14 protein-coding genes and 2 pseudogenes are annotated in these 18,246 nt (G+C 57.5%); 12 read left to right on the top strand and 4 right to left on the bottom strand.

Features of this window, described 5'->3' with window-relative positions:
- Positions 1–4: 4 nt before the first annotated feature.
- Both HGP12_RS31585 and HGP12_RS34365 read left to right on the top strand, forming a co-directional pair.
- On the top strand, positions 5–2,986 hold the full coding sequence (locus tag HGP12_RS31585) for an AAA family ATPase (protein WP_168843857.1): 2,982 nt from the start codon (positions 5–7) through the stop codon (positions 2,984–2,986).
- Positions 2,987–3,273: 287 nt separating this feature from the next.
- Entirely contained in the window at positions 3,274–4,059 is a 786-nt protein-coding gene (locus tag HGP12_RS34365) for a helix-turn-helix domain-containing protein (RefSeq protein WP_246703616.1), read from the top strand.
- Between the two features lie 101 nt (positions 4,060–4,160).
- On the opposite strand, the gene HGP12_RS31595 is transcribed toward HGP12_RS34365, so the two are convergent.
- On the bottom strand, positions 4,161–4,835 hold the full coding sequence (locus tag HGP12_RS31595; RefSeq protein ID WP_168843856.1) for a Crp/Fnr family transcriptional regulator: 675 nt from the start codon (positions 4,833–4,835) through the stop codon (positions 4,161–4,163).
- 515 nt (positions 4,836–5,350) lie between these two features.
- Between HGP12_RS31595 and HGP12_RS31600 the strand changes: the two genes are divergently transcribed.
- Together HGP12_RS31600 and HGP12_RS31605 are read left to right on the top strand one after the other, a co-directional pair.
- Positions 5,351–6,316 carry a hypothetical protein gene (locus HGP12_RS31600; protein ID WP_168843855.1) on the top strand — a complete coding sequence of 322 codons (966 nt, stop codon included), beginning with the start codon at positions 5,351–5,353 and terminating at the stop codon, positions 6,314–6,316.
- Between the two features lie 213 nt (positions 6,317–6,529).
- Entirely contained in the window at positions 6,530–7,237 is a 708-nt protein-coding gene (locus HGP12_RS31605; RefSeq protein ID WP_168843854.1) for a hypothetical protein, read from the top strand.
- Between the two features lie 1,333 nt (positions 7,238–8,570).
- Here the strand turns inward: HGP12_RS31605 and HGP12_RS31610 are convergent.
- Positions 8,571–9,479 carry a hypothetical protein gene (locus tag HGP12_RS31610; RefSeq protein ID WP_168843853.1) on the bottom strand — a complete coding sequence of 303 codons (909 nt, stop codon included), beginning with the start codon at positions 9,477–9,479 and terminating at the stop codon, positions 8,571–8,573.
- Between the two features lie 229 nt (positions 9,480–9,708).
- On the opposite strand from HGP12_RS31610, the gene HGP12_RS31615 reads away from it, so the two are divergent.
- From HGP12_RS31615 to HGP12_RS31630, 4 genes and pseudogenes are all read left to right on the top strand, one after another.
- Positions 9,709–10,788: a DUF6892 domain-containing protein gene (locus tag HGP12_RS31615; protein ID WP_246703617.1), complete on the top strand. Its 1,080-nt coding sequence runs from the start codon at positions 9,709–9,711 to the stop codon at positions 10,786–10,788.
- Between the two features lie 236 nt (positions 10,789–11,024).
- Positions 11,025–11,770 (top strand): annotated as a pseudogene (locus tag HGP12_RS31620) (ImuA family protein); the annotation flags it as partial.
- Positions 11,697–12,111, top strand: a pseudogene (locus tag HGP12_RS31625) (DNA polymerase Y family protein); the annotation flags it as partial. The pseudogenes HGP12_RS31620 and HGP12_RS31625, both read left to right, overlap by 74 nt.
- A 70-nt stretch (positions 12,112–12,181) precedes the next feature.
- Positions 12,182–14,032 carry a phospholipase D-like domain-containing protein gene (locus tag HGP12_RS31630; protein ID WP_168843852.1) on the top strand — a complete coding sequence of 617 codons (1,851 nt, stop codon included), beginning with the start codon at positions 12,182–12,184 and terminating at the stop codon, positions 14,030–14,032.
- Positions 14,033–14,145: 113 nt separating this feature from the next.
- Here HGP12_RS31630 and HGP12_RS33875 read toward each other — a convergent pair whose 3' ends face one another.
- Together HGP12_RS33875 and HGP12_RS34965 are read right to left on the bottom strand one after the other, a co-directional pair.
- On the bottom strand, positions 14,146–14,307 hold the full coding sequence (locus tag HGP12_RS33875) for a CYTH domain-containing protein (RefSeq protein WP_168843898.1): 162 nt from the start codon (positions 14,305–14,307) through the stop codon (positions 14,146–14,148).
- Positions 14,308–14,390: 83 nt separating this feature from the next.
- Positions 14,391–14,666 carry a LysR substrate-binding domain-containing protein gene (locus HGP12_RS34965; RefSeq protein WP_409526876.1) on the bottom strand — a complete coding sequence of 92 codons (276 nt, stop codon included), beginning with the start codon at positions 14,664–14,666 and terminating at the stop codon, positions 14,391–14,393.
- 113 nt (positions 14,667–14,779) lie between these two features.
- Here HGP12_RS34965 and HGP12_RS31645 point away from each other — a divergent pair, with 113 nt between their 5' ends.
- From HGP12_RS31645 to HGP12_RS31660, 4 genes are read left to right on the top strand one after another with little or no spacing between them, the layout of a single operon-like run.
- Entirely contained in the window at positions 14,780–16,045 is a 1,266-nt protein-coding gene (locus HGP12_RS31645) for a flavin-containing monooxygenase (protein ID WP_168843850.1), read from the top strand.
- A 50-nt stretch (positions 16,046–16,095) separates the two neighbouring features.
- Positions 16,096–16,509, top strand: a complete 414-nt coding sequence (locus HGP12_RS31650; protein ID WP_168843849.1) for a RidA family protein — start codon at positions 16,096–16,098, stop codon at positions 16,507–16,509.
- Between the two features lie 14 nt (positions 16,510–16,523).
- Positions 16,524–17,195, top strand: coding sequence for a DUF1028 domain-containing protein (locus tag HGP12_RS31655; protein ID WP_168843848.1), 672 nt, complete (start codon positions 16,524–16,526; stop codon positions 17,193–17,195).
- Between the two features lie 50 nt (positions 17,196–17,245).
- Positions 17,246–18,196 carry a LysR family transcriptional regulator gene (locus HGP12_RS31660; RefSeq protein WP_168843847.1) on the top strand — a complete coding sequence of 317 codons (951 nt, stop codon included), beginning with the start codon at positions 17,246–17,248 and terminating at the stop codon, positions 18,194–18,196.
- The last annotated feature ends 50 nt before the right edge of the window (positions 18,197–18,246 follow it).

Consider the following 18,246-nt stretch of genomic DNA (forward strand, 5'->3'; position numbering starts at 1 on the left):
GTCCATGTTGGTGCCTGAAGGGATACCTTATTCAAGTGAGGCGAATGCTTTGCAGGAACGGCGACAGGTGACGGTCCTTTTCGCCGATATTGTCAATTATACCGGTATTGCGCTGCATCTTGACCCTGAGGATTTGCAGATAGTCCTTCAACAATACTATATGCTCGCCAAAGCTGCGGTAGAGGCCGTGGACGGACTTGTGGCCGAGCATCTCGCCGACGGGATTGTTGCACATTTTGGTATTCCGACTGCTTTTCCAGACGCTGCGGACCGTGCGGCGGAGGCTGCGAGGGAGATCGTCGAGAAGGCAAAGAAAATCATAGTGGCAGGCAATAGTCTTTCCATCCGCGTGGGTTTGGCTACGGGACTGGTTGTCGCGGAATTTGATGGCATCAATTCGAAGATTATCGGCTCGAGTGGCGTACTGGCGGCCCGTTTGCAGGCATGCGCGCCTCCTGGATCAGTCTATATGTCAAGCCTGACGCATCGGTTGCTTCGACGCCAGCAAGGAGCCCGCTTTATCGGAAATCTTTCCCTGAAGGGATTCCCTGAACCAGAGCCCGTGTGGGTCCTCGATATCGAGAATGCGACTCCGCTGGTGGGCGAAAGCTTTGCGTTCTTTGGTCGAGATGCGGAGTTGGCCCGGCTCGACGCTATTTGGCAAACAGTGCGGCGCTCCGGGCATGCGAGCGCGCTTTGCATCCTGGCTGGGAGGCCGGGAATTGGCAAAAGCCGAATATTGCGCGAGCACAATCTGCGCTGCCAATCCGAGCAGAAGAGGATCATTCTGCAGGGATCCGAACGCCAGACCGATACTGTGTTTTACCCGATCATAGAATGGATCAAGCTGGATGATCGCGTGTCTCTCGACGCTCAAGACACCGACTATCTCAGAGCACTGTGTGAGTCTGAAACGGCGGCGACACTGCAGTTGAGGGAAGCGCCGGGGACTATTCGTCAGCGGACCTTTGATGCCCTGTCGGCGGCTTTTCGAGCGATCGCGAAACGTGCTCCCATCCAGATCGTCGTCGAGGATCTGCAATGGCTGGATCACAGCACCCTTCAATTGATCGGCAAACTCCTGGAGGACCTGAACGATTGCCCTGTCCAATGGTTAGCAAGCAGCCGACCTGAATTCGCCAGTGATCTGCGGGATTTAGAAGCTTCGGTCCTGATGGTTGGGGAGCTAAGTGATGTTGATTGCCATGCGGCAGTCCGTCAATGCTGTGGAAAAGAAATAGCGATCGCTCTGGCGAGCGAAATCGTTAGTCGATCTGAAGGTGTTCCGCTTTACCTCGAGCACCTTCTTCGCGAACTCAATGAGGGGCGTATATCTGATCGTGGAACCGTTCCGGAAACGCTGATTGGCGCGCTGATCGCATGGATTGATGCGTCCGGGCCAGCGCGGCGCGTGGCCCAGGGCGCATCGGTGATCGGGCGTCGCTTCGATGAAACGATGCTTGCCCAGGTTTTAGACCTCGATCAGAATGTCGTAAACGACGATATCGCACGTCTCTGCAGCTTCGAGATCTTCCAGCGAGACGATGCCGCCTCGATAAGTTTTCGGCACGATCTTATCCGGGAGGCGGCTTATGGGACGTTATTGCGCAAACGCCGAACGAGCCTTCACAGACGAGTTGCGGAGATTTTCGAAAGGGGCGATCCACATGATGGCGATAAGGTCATGGCGGAAATTGCCTATCACCGTGAAGCTGGAGGCGATTACTCCATTGCGGCAGGCTATCGGCACAGGGCCGGTCGTTATGCGACAGCGGTTGGTGCTTTTGCCGAGGGCGAAAACCAGTTGCGGGAAGCTGTTCGCCTGCTAGGGCTATCAACGCGAGCTGGCGAGCATGTTTCACGTCGGCAAGCAAATGTTCTTGCGGATCTCGCGGCCAATCTCATGCAGACGCGCGGCTTTACCGATCCGGAGGTGCTGAATACCTACGAGGACAGCCTGATGCATCTCAGAAAGACCGATAGGTTTGATGGAGACAGCCTGGCCATATTCTGGGGCATTTTCACCTATCAAATTCTTATCGGCCAAACCAAGGCGGCCGCGGTGACTGTATCGAGAATGAAGGCAGAGCTCCATCGCATGCCGGCGGACACAAGACTGCCGGAACACCAGCTCGCTGTATTGGGGACCCGCAACGGAATCCAGTTTTATTCGGGAAGATTTCACGACCAGCTTTCAACGATGGATAGAATAAAGGCGCTCTATGAGTTTGACCGCCATGCACCTCTGGCAGCGAAATATGGTATGGATCTACTTGCAACCGCGCAGGCTTTTTCTCCTCATTCCGCAGCTATCACTGGCCAATTTCAGCTGACACGCGAATTGGTCGCCGAGGCTGATGCGCATCAGGTCATGCTCGATATACCACTTATGCTGCCCTTCATTCATATCTGGGGCGGCGTCGCACTTGCCTATATTGGAGATTTTGACCTGGCAATGACCCGCATCCAAAAGGGTATCGCTCTTGCGGATAGGCAGGGCGCCTCCTTTTGGTCGGCAACAGGCCGAATGTGGAGAACGATTACCGAATTCGAGGCTACGGGCGACACGTCTTGTCGGGCCAGGATGGAGCAGGCGCTCGCCGTGCAAAAGCATATAGGGGTTGGAATAGGCATACCCTACTGGTCCGCCAAGCTCGCGGCTGTTTATGCGCTGGATGGAGATGATCGTCGGGCGCAGGAATGCGTCGGGGAGGCGATGAGAGGTTCGGCTGGTACCAGCGAGGGCGCCTGGCGAGCGGAACGACAAAGGCTGGCCGGCCTCGTCCATGAACGCGCTGGACGATCCGCAAAGGCCCTGTCGCTTTATCAGTTCGCTACGCGAACAGCCGGCAGGCAATCGGCACATTTGTGGGAGATGCGTGCCAGGGCGGCGATTGCTCGCATCAACCCAGTAGATGAAGTGAATAACGAGCGCTTGAAGTTGCTCGCCGGCATCGTTCCATTTCACGGATATGGAAACGATTAGGTAATAGCTCCGCCTTGGGCATTATCGACCAACCGGGATGTTTCCCGCTCGGGAGAACGCCCCGGGCGCCTGACGTCACGAAGACCGAGGCCTTCCAGCCCGCGTGGCTACGATGCGTGCAAACAACCGTCACGCCAACTCTTTTTTTGAACGCACATAACTGCACTGTTTCCGGCAAGCCCGATTAATTGCTGCCATGTGTGAGCCTGCGCACAGAGAAACGCATCCGATTTCGATTTGGTGATGAGGCCAACAACGGCCCCACTGCAGCTTCATCGGATTTCATCATGCGTGAGCACTTTACATGTGGCGATCATTCGCCCCTGCCAAATCTCTACCCGCCTGCGGCGAGGCATTTCGCGGTGGCGTATATGGAAATCACAAGCCTGCGCCGGTTCCTGGTGGCCGGCCTGTCCGAGAGCAGAATGAGAGAATTGCGGAAAATTCTGCAGGAGCTTGACGACGCATCCGGTGTTTCTGCCAGGAAATCAAATGCTGCGGAAAAGGATCCGGTTCTGCTTGTCGCCGTGGATCAGGACGCTGCGGTCGATATCTGTCTGCCCCTTTCGTCCGGGCCTATTGCCATAGTCGCACGCACCCTTCCGGATGTGGATAATTTGCTTCGGCGGGGCTTCGTCGACTATATAACTTATCCATTCAGCGCCTTGGAGATTCAAAGGCGGCTCTTTGGAATGCCGTCGGCAAGTGGTCGCGCGGACATGCCGGCAGATCTGGGCGTCCCGTCGATGGTGCGATCCGCATGTGGGTTCCTTGAGGTCAATATTGCCCGTACGGTTGGCGTCGAGGAACTGGCCTCAAGAATGGGCACGAACCGGAATACCTTGAACAAGGCGTTCAATCAGGTGTTTGGCGTCGGTCCCATGACTTGGCTGCGCCAGCGTCGTTGCGCAGTGGCGGCACAGCTATTGCGCGAAGGATCGGAGAGTATTCTCAATATCGCGCTCAGCGTCGGTTACGAAGATCCGAATAATTTCTCAACCGCGTTTCGCAAGATTTATGATCAAGGCCCTATGGAGTTCCGGAAGAAATTCAAAACGCGGAAACCTTGTTAAGGAGGCCAACGACGCGCCGGTATGATCCCAAGCCGATTGTCTTTTGGTGAAGTCGCGTGCCGATCGAAATTACGCTTGGCGTCGGATCAATCCGATGCTGTCTATTGTTCATGAAGCAAGGCGCTCGGCTGAAGGATGGTGAGCCGCTGGCGTCCCGTTTCCAGTATCTTGGCCCGCTTCAAGGCGGAGATCGAGCGGCTAACCTCCTCGCGGCTGGCACCAATGGAGCCTGCGATCTCAGCATGGGTCGGTAATCTGAGCAACTGGCCGTTCGGCTCGAATACTCCGTCTTCCAAGGCGCAGCGAGCAAGATAGGCCTTCAGGCGCTTATCGACGCTTTGGCTTGCCAATTGGTAGCTATGCGTCGTCAGACGCCTGATACGGCCAACCAAATCGATCGTCACTCTTTGTCGCACCAAAGGCAGTGCGTCCATCATACTGAGGAATGCCTGCCGTCTGATGACGATCAGGCATGAGTCTGTTTTTGAGTATACCGACAAGGAGCGTCCGCCTCCATCGATGGCCGACAGTTCTCCGAAATAGTCCTTCGCGTGCAGGCGAGTGAAAATCAGCTCTCGTCCGTTCTGATCGAGATGGAGCGCCAACAGTGTCCCGAAGCGGAGGAAATAGACGTCGCCGCTGGTGTCCTCCTGGCTGAATACGACTTGGCCAGGCGCATAGAAGCGCGTGAATAGATCGCGCGCATGCGGCGCGACGTCGTCTCGCGAAACGTCCCCAAACAAGGGACAATTGAGCAATTCGTCGACATCGGTCACTTGGTCCCTCCCGAGTCCTGGGCGATTTATACCTATCGCTATATTTGCCGAGCGCGGGTCTTTTCAACCTGTGCAGGAAGCCTGATCTCTAAAAATGGTGCGCACTCGCGATCATTTTGATTGCGAGGTTAAGAACTGGAACTGCAGGAATTGTCCGATCAGGTCAACCGCTCTCGAAATGACGCAATGGCCTGGTGTCGCAGACCATCGTCTAATGTTCGGCGGCGGGACTAGCGCCGTGGCGCAATCATGCCGGATTATGTGTTCCCGACAGCCAAATAGTGTGAAACTCAAAGATTTGAGTGAAGCAATCAGAGGCATGAATCCTTCAGTGCGTGCACAAGATATCGCCGTAAGCAAACAGGTAATGTCAGTGGAAAACGTGGCACTACCGCGGTCTGAACACTCAGTTGGAGAGGCAGGCGGTTTGCTTTCGGGGCTCCCGCGTCATCACCGAGCTATGACGCAAACTTGGGGCCTCCTTTTCGGAACTCTAACCAAAAGGAGCACTTGCGATGACCCTATATATTTTTGAAAGAACTGGTGGAACTCTTTCCGTTCCCAACGTGAAGGCCATCGTCAAAGAGGCCGGCTACGATCCCGCAGCCCTGGCCTATACGCAGGTCGATTCGAAAAAGGTCAATGCAACCGGAGCTATCGTCATGGCTCCGAGCACGCTGGAGCATGCTGCAAAGAAACTGGGATACAAAGGGACGACCGTGACGGTAGTAGATGGCGTTGCCGAAGAGGCCTATTCCTCATCGAACCGTGTTATCAGGTCCGTTGCGCCGAGCATCGGTAACCTACTTGGCGCCACGGATTATGGCGTAACCATCAGCATGGACCAGAATACCGTCGCGGCTCTGTCGAGCGGCAACTATTCCCTTTTTGGCTTTAAGGGAGTGCAAACAAGTGCCGGCGGCGGCGTGCCGCTCGTCTGGTTCAAATCCGATGATTTCGGACTGGACACCGAGGTCTCTTGGGAAGTCCAGTACGAGGCTTACACGTCCAGGTCCGCGATCATTCCCAATGGTCAGATCAAGGGCTTGAGCTCTTACGCGATCGATCTCGGCCAAATGCTGGAAGTTGAGACGCCCCAAGGCACGGGCAGCGTTGTCGACGGCACGGAAGGAATGATTTCGATCGAAAATCTGACGACGACGCAGGTGACTTGCGGGATTTCCGAAGTCGTCGACGGCACGGCGCAGCCCCTTTGCGCTTTCCCGCTTTATGGCAACGGCCTCGATGCGATAGTGCCAATTCAAAAGGTCATGTTCACATTTTCCACCAATACCGTGAATACCGGCACCGTGATCGAGAAAGCCTATAGCCAGAGCATCCTGATCGACCTCACCGCCAAAACCCATCGCGAGGTCTCTTTCGACATCAACGAAGGCTGGTCATGGGGAGGTTTCAGCTGGGCCCAGGCCATCCGCCCCTCGACCAACGTCGTGCCGCTGTTGATCGAGAGCAACGCCTAGTCTGCTGACTTGCGTCAATCAGTGCGACTGGGGTGGGAAATCCTGCCCCAGTTGTTGTGTAATCGCAGATTGGTTCTCGCCAACCTTGCGGCCATGCCCTTCACCTTCACCGTGGAAGCTTCTGTGGCGCTCACGGATCAGGACGCAAGGCAATTGTTCCCGGCAGAAGATGGTAAGCCTCTCTCTTAATATGGAAATCGAAGGAGATTCCGAATGCCCGCGTCCTCGGCATACAAGATCGCTCTCTCCATGGTTCCGGCGACCGTAGAAGCCCTCATCGACGGCGGTTATTTCCTTTGCGGTATGTTTGCTGCCCAGATGACGAACGACGCCGCGCGACCAACCATCGCCTTTGCCACGCAAAGCATCACTCCGAACATGTTGATAGAGTGGATGCCGGCTATAGCGGCCTACACTTCGAATGACCCCATGGAAAGCGGTCGGCTTATTAAGCCCGGTTACGAAACGGCAATCACAGAGGGTCAAACATTCTTTGTAACGACCGGAGGCGTTGGCGACGTAAAAGGCGAAGGTCCATTATCGAAAATTGCAATAGCCAATACCACGTCGACTCCCTTTACGGTCGGCTTTGCCCGATCCGTTTCAGCATCGGAAGCGTCGGTCCCGATCTTTGCAGTACCCCTATATGGAAACCAGATAAACGTTGCCGTCCCCTTACCTAAAATTCTTTTACTGTTTACGACCGCTGAGTTCAAGCCAGGTACGCTGGTGGACAGGTTGACCATAAAATTTCTGCCCACGGCCTCATATAGCTCGTCGCTTCTAGTAACGGCGGACCAAATTCAGATGCGTGAACTAAGTTACGACATTGATGGTGGATGGAGCTGGGGGTTGTATTCTTGGGCTCAACTTGTTTCTGGGGATGCCGATCTCGCGAAAGTGCTCATAGAGCGGAAATAGCATGATTGAAGTATTCCAGCCGGACATAGCGTGAGATACAGGGCCGAGAGAGCTCGATCCAACCTGATCCGACCTGAAGGCGCAGGCGCGGTTCCTCGCCGAAGGGTTTACCCTTACTATCGGCCCATCGATGAAGAGCACTTCAGGAGCATGCTTGCCTGCAACGGCGATGTTCGTTCGCTGTTGCAGGCTCAACCTTCATGATCACTTTATAGAGCGCGCCGTTGACACGCGCCTAGAATGGGTGGCATTTGTCCAATAGTAATTTTCCACGGAAATGAATTCGACGTTGAGCGTCCGACGACACTTTGATGAGGGCGTAGCGCCGTCGGACAGTGCATGAGCCGGGTCGGGGGTGGCGTCCGATCCGGCAGCCAACACTCTGTCGTCTACCGAAGGTTTAGTTAAGCTGCCCGAATGGATGGACTCAGAGGGGCAATGCAAGTACCGCTAATTAGTCCTCGCCGCCTAGCAACATTTTTCCGACATAGCCAGATTTTGGGCCATCAAAGACTATGACATTGAACTGATGGGGTGGATGCCCCCTCCAGCCGGCATCGGCGTATGATGCCTGCGGCTGTCGCGCTCGCCAACAAGATGGCGCGCATCATTTGGGCGATGATGACGAGGGAGCAGAATTACAGAATGGCGTAATCCGCTGCCTTTCTCGAAAGGCAATGCGGTGACGCCTTGGGTGACAAGCCCCGGTGGGAAGATCGACTGACAGAACGATGGGGAAAGGACTTCAATGTTCAGAATGGGGTAAACCAGTCCCGGCGCTCGAGCACAAAGCTCTCTGAGCCGATGTGGTCCCTGTTCTTCGAACTGCATCCCGGCCCGTGGCTAACCAGGCCACACCAAGAGGCCTGACACACGACCGATAGAATTCCTTGTTCGTGGACGACCGTCAAAAATCTTCTTGCCAAACCGGGGGCATCCACACACGCACCGCCGCGATCCGTTGCGCAGACCTGAAAGCTCCCCTTCGCAAGGTCGATCGACAGAATGTGGACTGCTGTCATCTGCCTCTCCTCCGCAAGCGCCACCATGGCGCTGAGCAGGCATCATACGCCGATGCCGGCTGGAGGGGGCATCCACCCCATCAGTTCAACCCGTCACAAGCTGGGTATGCGCAGATCGGTCCTGCGAATGACAACTCGCCTTCCAGCTGATTTTAGCCGGGCATGTCTCGGCAATGCAACTGCGATTCGTGGCAGGCACCTGGTCTTCGTCCACAGCCGGCTTTAATCGCCGAGATCGAGTTTCGTGGATGGATCCCTGACGATTGGAATAAGCGACACGATGCGTCGGTCTAGGAGCTCGGGGTAGCTGCCTATTCTGCCGGCTGGTCAACCTTGGAGCGGATTTCTCCCCGCCGCCATTGCTCCAGTCTTTCAGCATAACGCGGCGCGATCCGGTCGAAATTCTCCCAGCTGTCTGCGGTCATTGCTTCACCAGGTTTGCGCCAGTCGTTGCTGTCGCCGAAGAACTCGGTCACATCGTCTAGCGCCGAAGCCTTTTCCGATTTCATCAGCCGCTTCATATAGGCGTGGCAGAAAGAATCATGTTCCGGCCGCACGTCGCCTTCCCACAGCAGGCCGCCGAGGGTGGAGGAGAGAAAGGCGAGAGGCGTCAACTGGCGCTCCCTAAGTGCTGCGAGCTGTCCGTCGGCGAGCCGCCCTTCACGAAGCATGCCATTCAGCGCGCACCAGCTGGCAAAGAAGGCCTCTTCGACCGATAGCTGCGGATTGGTCCCCGGATAGATTGTTGCGTAAGCTCTCTCTTCGGCAACGCTCAGCAAGAGAGACTCAGGCCGTCCGTCCGAGCCGAGCGTGGTCTTGGCTTTCAGGCCTTCCCGCGGCGCCGGCAGCGTGAACCGGATTGCCTCTATGGCGCCCTCGATTCGACGCACGAAACGGTCGCTCAAGGCAGCATCGTCCATTTGCCAATCGAATCCAGGCGGCAGAGAGCCGCGATACTTCGGAAAAATGAAGGCATGCGAGACCCAAGTGACCCAGCTGCGTCCGTCCTTGCGTGGCGGAAAATAGGAACGGTTCGTAATGCTGGCGCGTGCCCCGATTTCGATACCGAGCTTGCGGTTTTCGAGGTGGACGGTGTTGGTCGGCGTCGTGTTCTTGAACGGCTTCTTGCCGATCGCCTCCGCAAGCCTCAGAGCGGCCGGGTCGTCAATGCGCTTGCCGAGGGCGTCGAGAAGCAGCGGTGTAATGTCTTGGTCTGTCATACGCTCTCCAGATTTGCTACGCCGGCACGTATACCGGGAGGAATGTCCGAAGATCAACTCATGACGAGGCTGCTCATTGTGGAATGACAGCAGCGCGGCCAGCGAACCACGAGCGCGGAACGTCTTCGCGTCATCCAATCACGCGAGGCTGCACTGCTTTCAAAAAGCCGGAAGAGCCAGTAATAAACTTCAAGCACAAGTAGTGTCTGTCCGGCTGGAGGCGAAGCCCATGAGAAAACGGGAATTCCTGATCGGCACGGCTGTTCTGGCCCTGTCCGTCGTAACAGGAGGTGAAGGCATGGCGGCGTCGAACGAACCGGTCGATGCCTCAGCGCTTGCCACGCTCCGGCCCGGCATGCCGATGTCGGCAGTCGAGAAGGCAATGGGCTCTGCCTGGCGCACGCCGGCGCCGCATAAGGGCGGCGTGATCGACATCCTCGAAAACACGCATGGCGTTGTCGTGCGGATCGATCGAAAAGGGCTGATCGGCAGGATCGATTTCAATTCCCGCTTCATGCATACCATCGCCGGCATCCCGATGGGCATATCGCTTGCCGATCTCCGCGCGACAGTGCCGGATATGGAAATCGGAGACGAAAGCGCGACGAGTGGCGGCGCACGATTCGGAACGAAGCAGCTGCTCGAGAGCATTCTGTCCGCCCGCATCACGTTCGACAAGGTCTCCGGCATCGCCATTTTCAATCCAAAGGCGGAATATGCGGAGCCGAGCGCTCCGCCTTACCCCACTGGAAGCGGCGCTCCCGGAGCTCCGTTTTCAGACCCGAACCTGAAGCTGGCGGTCATGTCGTCGCTTCTCTTCGCCAAGGCGCTCGATCTCGGCACGCCGCAACAGCTTGCCAGCCATGTCCTGGGGCGGACGGTCGACCTGGAGCGGGATGGCTACGAGCTCATTCCCGAAGCGCTGGACTATCTCGTCCGCTATCCGCTGACCGACGAAAACCTCGCAGCCGTTGAAAGGATCGAATTCGACGGCAGCGGGGCGATCTATCCCTATGCGTGGTATTTCTGGGGTGGCGAGGAGGACGTGTTCGATATCAAGGACATATCGGGACTCCGTTTCTGCCCCAACCTGAAAAGCTTTTCGGTCAACTCCATGATCGACAAGGTCGATATTCGCGCCCTCGTTCCGCTCAGGAAGCTCGAGCGGGTCAGCATCAACGTGCCGTCCGAACATGTCGATGCATTGCTCGATCTACCGTCGCTTAGAGAGGCGGGCCGCTTTCCCCAGAGCCCGGCCATCGATGATACCTTCGAAGAGTTGGAGCGGCGCGGCGTGCAAGTTTACTGAGCGGAGTCAATCACACGCTCCGACGCCGGGATCTAGTTCGTTCCGAGGCTCCAGCCACGCCGTGTGAAAAAATTCCTAATTCGGCCATCGGATTGAATCCGTTCAGGGAATCCGTCAGGCCAGCGTGCCGCTCAACTTGAGCGCGCCTGCTGCGCATTGACTCGTTTTGGCTTTGAGAACAAATAAAGAACATACCGACTTTTCTCAAGTCAAAAACGGGTTGCCGCAAGGAGATTATGACCACATCAGTCGCCACTTCGAATGCCGTTCTCGACGAGTTGCGCGAGAAGATCGCCAGCCTGGAACGTAGCGGCCTGCGCCATCGCAATGTCCTGCCGTTCGGGGTCAGTGAGATCGATGCGCAGTTGCCGGGAGGTGGCTTGGCCTTTGGTGCGCTGCAAGAAGTGGCCGGCGGCGGGAACGGCGCGATCGACGGGGCAGCCGCGGCCCTCTTCATCGGCGGGATCGCGGCGCGAATGACCGGCAAAGTGGTGTGGTGCCTGACGCGCTTCGATCTGTTCTTTCCGGCACTCGCCCAGGCCGGGCTTCACCCAGACCGCGTCATCTTCGTCGAGTGCGACAAGGAAGAGACGGTGCTGGCAAGCTTCGAAGAGGCCTTGCGCTATGGCGGTCTCGGCGCCGTCGTTGCTGAACTGGTGCGCCTGCCGATGACGGCATCGCGCCGGCTGCAGCTTGCGGCGGAAAAGTCCGGCACATTGGGGCTGGTGATCCGCCGCTGGCAGCGCCAGACGGAAGCCTCCGATTTCGGCATGCCGACGGCCGCGGCAACCCGCTGGCGGATCTCGGTACTGCCCTCCGAACCGCTTCCCGTTTCGGGTGTCGGGCGAGCGCGATGGCTGGCAGAGCTGATGCGGGTGAGGGAGAAGAATTCATTATCGGAGCATGCGATGGCGAGGGTCGTATCTGCCTTTCTTCCGACACTGCCGACCGACCGGATCAGGCGCGCCGATCCTTCGCTCTGCCCTGCCGCTGGTGGTGATCGTCAGGAGCGGCTCGAAGCGATGGGTTGCGGCGACCGATCGGGCAGCGCTCAAACTCGGCCTTCGTGTCGGCATGCCGGCCGCCAAGGCGCAGGCGCTGGTCCAGGGGCTAACGATGATTGATGCCGATCCGACGGCCGACCTCGTCACGCTCGAACGGCTGACATTGTGGGCCTTGTCGCAATACTCCCCCATTGTCGCCATGGATCCTCCGGACGGCATCGTGATGGATACCGAAGGAGCCGATCATCTGCAGGGCGGCGAGGATCTGATGCTCTCCGGCCTCGTCCACCGCTTTCTAGGACGCGGTCTAGCAGCGCGAGTGCCCGGACCACACAACGGATGGAAGCTGACATCCCACCGGCTCCGCCGGCATTGATGGGGCGGGGCAGATGATCGACACGGAAACAGCTCCGTGCTTTGTTCGAGCCTGCGGCTCGCCCGCACACAGCCACCGCGATCCGACAACTGTCATTTACGGGCAGAAGTACTGTGCTATTGTTCGCGCTTACGCTGCACAAGCGGAAGGCGACATGGCGATCAAGATCAGTCTTTCGGCGTACACCAATTCCGACGATGCGTTCGTCGCGTGGGCGCCAAGTGATTTTATTCCGGGATGTTGGGGTTTCCAGCTTGAACGAAAGCGGAAAGCCGGCGGTGCGACGGTCACGGAAATCGTTGAAAACCGTGTCGGCTTCGAAAAAGACAGGCCGAAGTCGGGTGATCACAAGCCGTCCAACGTTTGGCCGTTCCAGAGGTTCAACTGGACCGATCATGCCGTCGACGTTGGAAGCCAGGTCCAGTACCGCATCACAGCGATGATCGCTGATGGAAACGACGGTTTTACAGGCGGCCCAGCGAGTTCTTGGACCGGATGGCTGTCATTGACCGCCGACGCTGGTAAGGGGTTCTCATGCTATTTCAATCGGGGACTCGTCCTGTCGCAGTTTTTTGCGCGGTATATGCGAGACAACCATCTCTCCGCGAAAGCGGTCAAGGATAAACTCAGGAAAAAGGGCGGTGCCGACGAGTTCCGCAAGTTTCTGCAAGGTGACTTGGGTGCGGAGCTATTCGGCATTCTGGCCGATGTCAAGACTTCCGGAAATACGCTCTTCGCGGCCCTCTATGAACTCGATGATGACCTGCTGGAAGAGGCGATCATCGTGCTCTCGAACCAGATGAAACTGATCCTGGCCAACGGTTCGGCGACGCCGGACGGCAACAAAAGCGCCCGGGACAATCTCAACGACCATGGTTTTCCGACGATCGACCGGCTGCTGGGTAGCAAGGGTCTGGGACACAACAAGTTCATGGTCCGCGCGGATGCCGCGGGGCCCCAGGCTGTGTGGACCGGAAGCACCAATTGGGCGACGACCGGTCTATGCACCCAGATCAACAATGGCCTGCTGGTGGCCGACGCTGGCCTGGCGAAGATCTACCAAGACCAATGGGACCGTTTGGCGAAAGCTTCACCGCCGACAACCCAGCCGGCTGATTTCACACCCGGGCTCAAGGCATCCAACGATAAGCCGACGAATCTTAAGGTGCAGGGGGTCGATGTCACGGTCAGATTTACCCCGACCACCGACCGGGGCGACATGCAAGCACTCGCCGATCTGATCAATGGCGCGAAGTCGTCGATTCACTTCCTGATGTTCACGCCCGGCAATGATGGGCTGCAGGACCTGTGCGCGAAGCGCGCCAATGAGAAGGGCATGTATGTCAAGGGCGTGGTGAGCAGCCTTCCCAAGGCAGAGGATGAAGCCAATGGCAATGTCCTCACCGTCGACTTGGTTTCAAGCGATCACAGCTTCAAACCCGATCATTATTCCATCGTCCAACCGCAGGGCGAAGAAGGGATCGGCCCGTGGATTGGCGAAGTAACACGAAAAACCTTCCTCGCCTCGGTCGGCCACGCCATCGTGCACGCCAAGGTCCTGCTGATCGACGGTCTCAGCACGAATCCGATCCTCGTGACGGGCTCGCACAACTTCTCCAACAATGCCAGCAAGCAGAACGATGAGAACTATCTCATTGTCCGGGGTCACAAGCCCCTGGCCCATCGCTATGCGACCTTCATCATGTCGGTTTATCAACACTACCGCTACCGGTCCTATATCCGTGAGATGCAAGCGGAGAAGAAGGATCCGTGGAGCTATCTCGACACAAGCGACCAGTGGCTCAAGATCGAACTGAAATCGAAAGCCGCCGAGATCGCTTACTGGACGAACCCGGCAGCTTGATCTTAGTTTTGCAGACCTAACGCCTTTCCCAGAGAGCTCATGTGGCCTGCCTAAGCTGCATGCTCTCGAGCCACCTGCTACTTTGCGGCACCCCATCCGCGTCCCTCTTTCCGCTATGGAACGCGGCTTTCTCCTGTTTGGCGGACGCGAAGCCTAAGGCCGCGATCGAAGAGCTGTCGACTGGGTGTGTCGAAGTACGTCGATTTCTGCTGCAAAACGTGGGCCGGTTCGCCAGGAAGGCTGGAGCCAAGAATGGCATCAGCGTCAATTCGTATCTGGTTGCGATCTTATGAGTCGGTCACCTAGACTAGTAGAGTCCGCCATCATTGCAGGGCTGCCACACTTGTGTCGTTTCGGGCTAAATTGGTTCGATCTGAACTAGCGCTGGCCTGCTCGCTATTTCACTGAGCAGCCAGTTTCTAAATGCTTGGATTCGCGGCTTTTGCGCGTGCTGCATCTGTGTAACAAAATAATAGGAAAGAGGAGTGCCCAGTGATGCCGCTATGGGGATTCTTACGAGCCCCGAGTTGATGGCTTCCTCGGCATAGATGTCTCGAACTAAGGCCAATCCCTGCGAGGCCACTGCCGCCTTGATCATAGATGGCGCGCTCTTGGCCGAACATCCTGTGACCAGCTTAGCGACAGCCTAATCAACGCAAACTAAAAACGTAATTTTCCCTAGCGGGGCAGTGCACTACACCGGATGTCATAATCCGGACGCAGCCCGAAGGGAAAAGGACGCAAGCGATGTCAGTTGAAACCGTGGACACTCTCGTTGTTGGTGCTGGCCAGGCCGGCGTTGCAATGAGTGAGCACCTGGGCAAGGCTGGTGTGTCCCACCTCGTGCTCGAGCGTAGCCGTATCGCCGAGCGCTGGCGCTCGGAGCGGTGGGACTCGCTGGTTGCCAACGGCCCCGCCTGGCACGATCGTTTCCCCGGCATGGAATTTCCTGATCTCGATCCGGACAGCTTTCCGGCAAAGGACGCCGTTGCCGACTATTTCGAGGCCTATGCCAGGCAGATCGATGCCCCTATCCGCTGCGGCGTAGAGGTCAGAAGCGTCGAGAGGCATGTCGGGCGCCCCGGCTTCCGCGTCGAAACCTCACGAGGCGTGATCGATGCACAAAACGTTGTGGCAGCAACGGGCGCTTTCCAAGTGCCCGTCGTTCCCGACTTGATCGCCAATGCACCCGGCATCACCCAGATGCATTCGACCAAGTATCGCAATCCCGGCCAACTGGTCGAAGGAGCGGTACTCGTCATCGGCGCCGGTTCTTCGGGAACCCAGATTGCCGAGGAGCTCATGCTGTCCGGCCGCAAGGTCTACCTTTCCGTCGGCCCGCATGACCGACCGCCGCGCGCCTACCGCGGCCGTGATTTCTGCTGGTGGCTCGGGGTTCTCGGAAAGTGGGACATGGAAGCACCCGGTCCGGGCACCGAGCATGTGACGATCGCCGTCAGCGGTGCGCGAGGCGGCTATACGATCGACTTCCGCCGTCTCGCCGGAAAGGGCATGGTCCTGCTCGGCCGTACAACGAGCTTCGATGGAACGAACCTCAGCTTCTCCGACGATCTCGCCATGAATCTGGATCGTGGCGATGCCAACTATATGGCGCTGCTTGACGAGGCGGATGCCTACGCGGCAAGAAACGGCATCGACCTGCCGGAAGATCCGGAAGCGCGCCGTATCGAGCCGCAGCCGGATTGCGTCGCGAACCCGATCCTTAATCTCGACCTGGCTCAAGCCGGCATCACGACGATCATCTGGGCAACCGGCTTCTTCTCTGACTACAGCTGGCTGAAACTGGATGTCTTCGACGAGCGTGGCCGTCCGAAACACCAGCGTGGTGTATCGGCTGAGCGCGGCATATACTTTCTCGGCCTGCCTTGGCAGTCGCGCCGCGGATCGAGCTTCATCTGGGGCGTCTGGCATGACGCGAAACATCTTGCCGACCGTATCTGGACACAGCGCAAGTACAACGAATACCGGCCTTCGAGCCAGAAGGTCGGCTGAGGCCAGCCCCAGCACCATCGATACGCATCTCCCGATCCAAGGAATTCGACATGGCCCATACCCGCATCCGTAAGTTCAATACCAAGGACACCTATCCGGAACAGGCGCTGGACAACGACCTCTGCCAGACTGTCGTTGCCAAAGGCACGATGGTGTTCGTACGCGGTCAGATCGGCCAGGACCTCGACACCTCCGCCAGCGTTGCCATCGGCGATGTCGCCGGCCAAACCGAACAGGCCATGGCCAACATAAAGATGCTTCTTGACGAGGCCGGCTCGTCCCTTGATCACGTCTGCAAGATCACGATCTACATCGTCGATCCACGCTATCGCGAGGCTGTGTACCGCGTCGTCGGCAAATGGCTGAAGGGCGTCTTCCCGGTCTCTACGGGTATCGTCGTCTCCGCGCTTGCCCGGCCCGAATGGCTGGTGGAAGTCGACGCCATCGCGGTCATTCCCGAATAAGGTGCCCTGATCCCATGACCTTTTCCATCGCCGCCCGCTGCGCAGAGACCGGCATGTTCGGTATCGCCATCTCCTCCTCTTCTCCGGCAGTCGCCGCGCGCTGTTCGCATGCCAGAGCTGGTGCGGGGGTGGTGGCCAGCCAGAACATCACGGATCCCAGCCTTGGCATTTCGGGCCTGGAGATGCTGGTAATGGGGGCAACGGCGGAAGAAGCGCTTGGCCGGCTGGTGGCATCGACCCCCTTTGCCGACTATCGGCAGTTGGCAATCGTCGATGCACGTGGACACGTCGCCGGTCACTCCGGCGAGCGTACACTCGGAATCCATGCGATGGCAAAGGGTCAGGGTTGCATCGCCGCCGGCAATCTTCTGGCTAGCACCGATGTCGCGCAGCGTATGGTCGCCGCATTCGAGATATCCGTTGGCGATCTTCCTTCTAGGCTGCTGAAGGCACTTGCCGCTGGGCTTGAAGCAGGCGGCGAGGCTGGCCCCGTTCGCTCGGCGGGACTGAAGGTTGTCCGAAACGTTGCCTGGCCGATCGTTGATCTCCGCGTAGACTGGCATGATCAGCCGATCGAGGCCCTCCAGGATCTTTGGGCGGTTTATGAGCCGCAAATGGAAGACTACGTTAAGCGGGCGCTCGACCCCAACGCCGCCCCATCCTTTGGGGTGCCGGGCGATGAATAATGCGATCGCCCGCTGCTTGTTCTTCCAGCTAGCAGAGATATTATGAGGCTATGAGATACACGCTCCGCCAGATCGAATATTTCATTGCGACTGCGGAGACAGGAAGTATCACCCTCGCATCCGAGCGACTGAATATTTCCCAACCATCGATTTCGACGGCCATTACCCATCTGGAAACCGAGCTGCAGACGCAACTCTTCGTGCGCCACCATGCAAAAGGTCTTTCGCTGACGCCGGCTGGCCGCCTCATGTTGGCTGAGGCAAAGCAGCTGGTCGAGCAGGCAGAAAATATCTACACCGTCGCCTCCGAGGTGAACGAGAAGGTCCGCGGCCAGCTCTCGCTTGGTTGCATGGTAACGCTGGCTTCGATGATCATGCCGGAGCTTTCGTATTCCTTCACGTCGGCATTCCCGGAAACCCGCATAATCCAGACCGTTAGCGATCACGAGGAACTGCTCGAAAAGCTTCACCGCGCTGAAATCGATGTAGCTGTCAGCTACGATCTGCTCATCACCGACGATTTCGACTTCGCGCCGCTTGCAACTTTGCCGCCGCATATTCTTGTCGGAGAATCGCATCCTTTCGCTCGTTACACCTCCATCAGCCTGGACGAATTGGCCGACGCACCGCTGATCTTGCTGGATCTACCCATCAGCCGCGAATATTTCCTCGGCCTGTTTGCAAAATCCGGCGTGCAGCCGACCATCGCCATGCGCTCCGCCTACCAGGATGTCATCCGCACGATGGTGGCGAATGGATACGGCTATACAATTGCCAATGTCCGGCCTCGGTCGCAGCTTGCCATGGATGGTCGTACTGTCGTACGGGTGCCGATTTCCGGCAACCAGAAGCCCATGGTTATAGGGGTCTTCACCTTGAAGCAGAACCGCAAGCCTCGGCTGATCGAGATGTTCGAGCAACATTGCAAGTCTTTTGTATCGGATTCCTACATTCCGGGAATGGTCGCCCCGGTCATGGAGCGGCGTAAGGTATCAAGCTGATCGGATCTGCAGAGCTTTTGATGAAGCGCCGCCTCGGAAATGCATTATTT

Source organism: Rhizobium sp. P28RR-XV (assembly GCF_012641385.1).
Classification (GTDB): domain Bacteria; phylum Pseudomonadota; class Alphaproteobacteria; order Rhizobiales; family Rhizobiaceae; genus Rhizobium.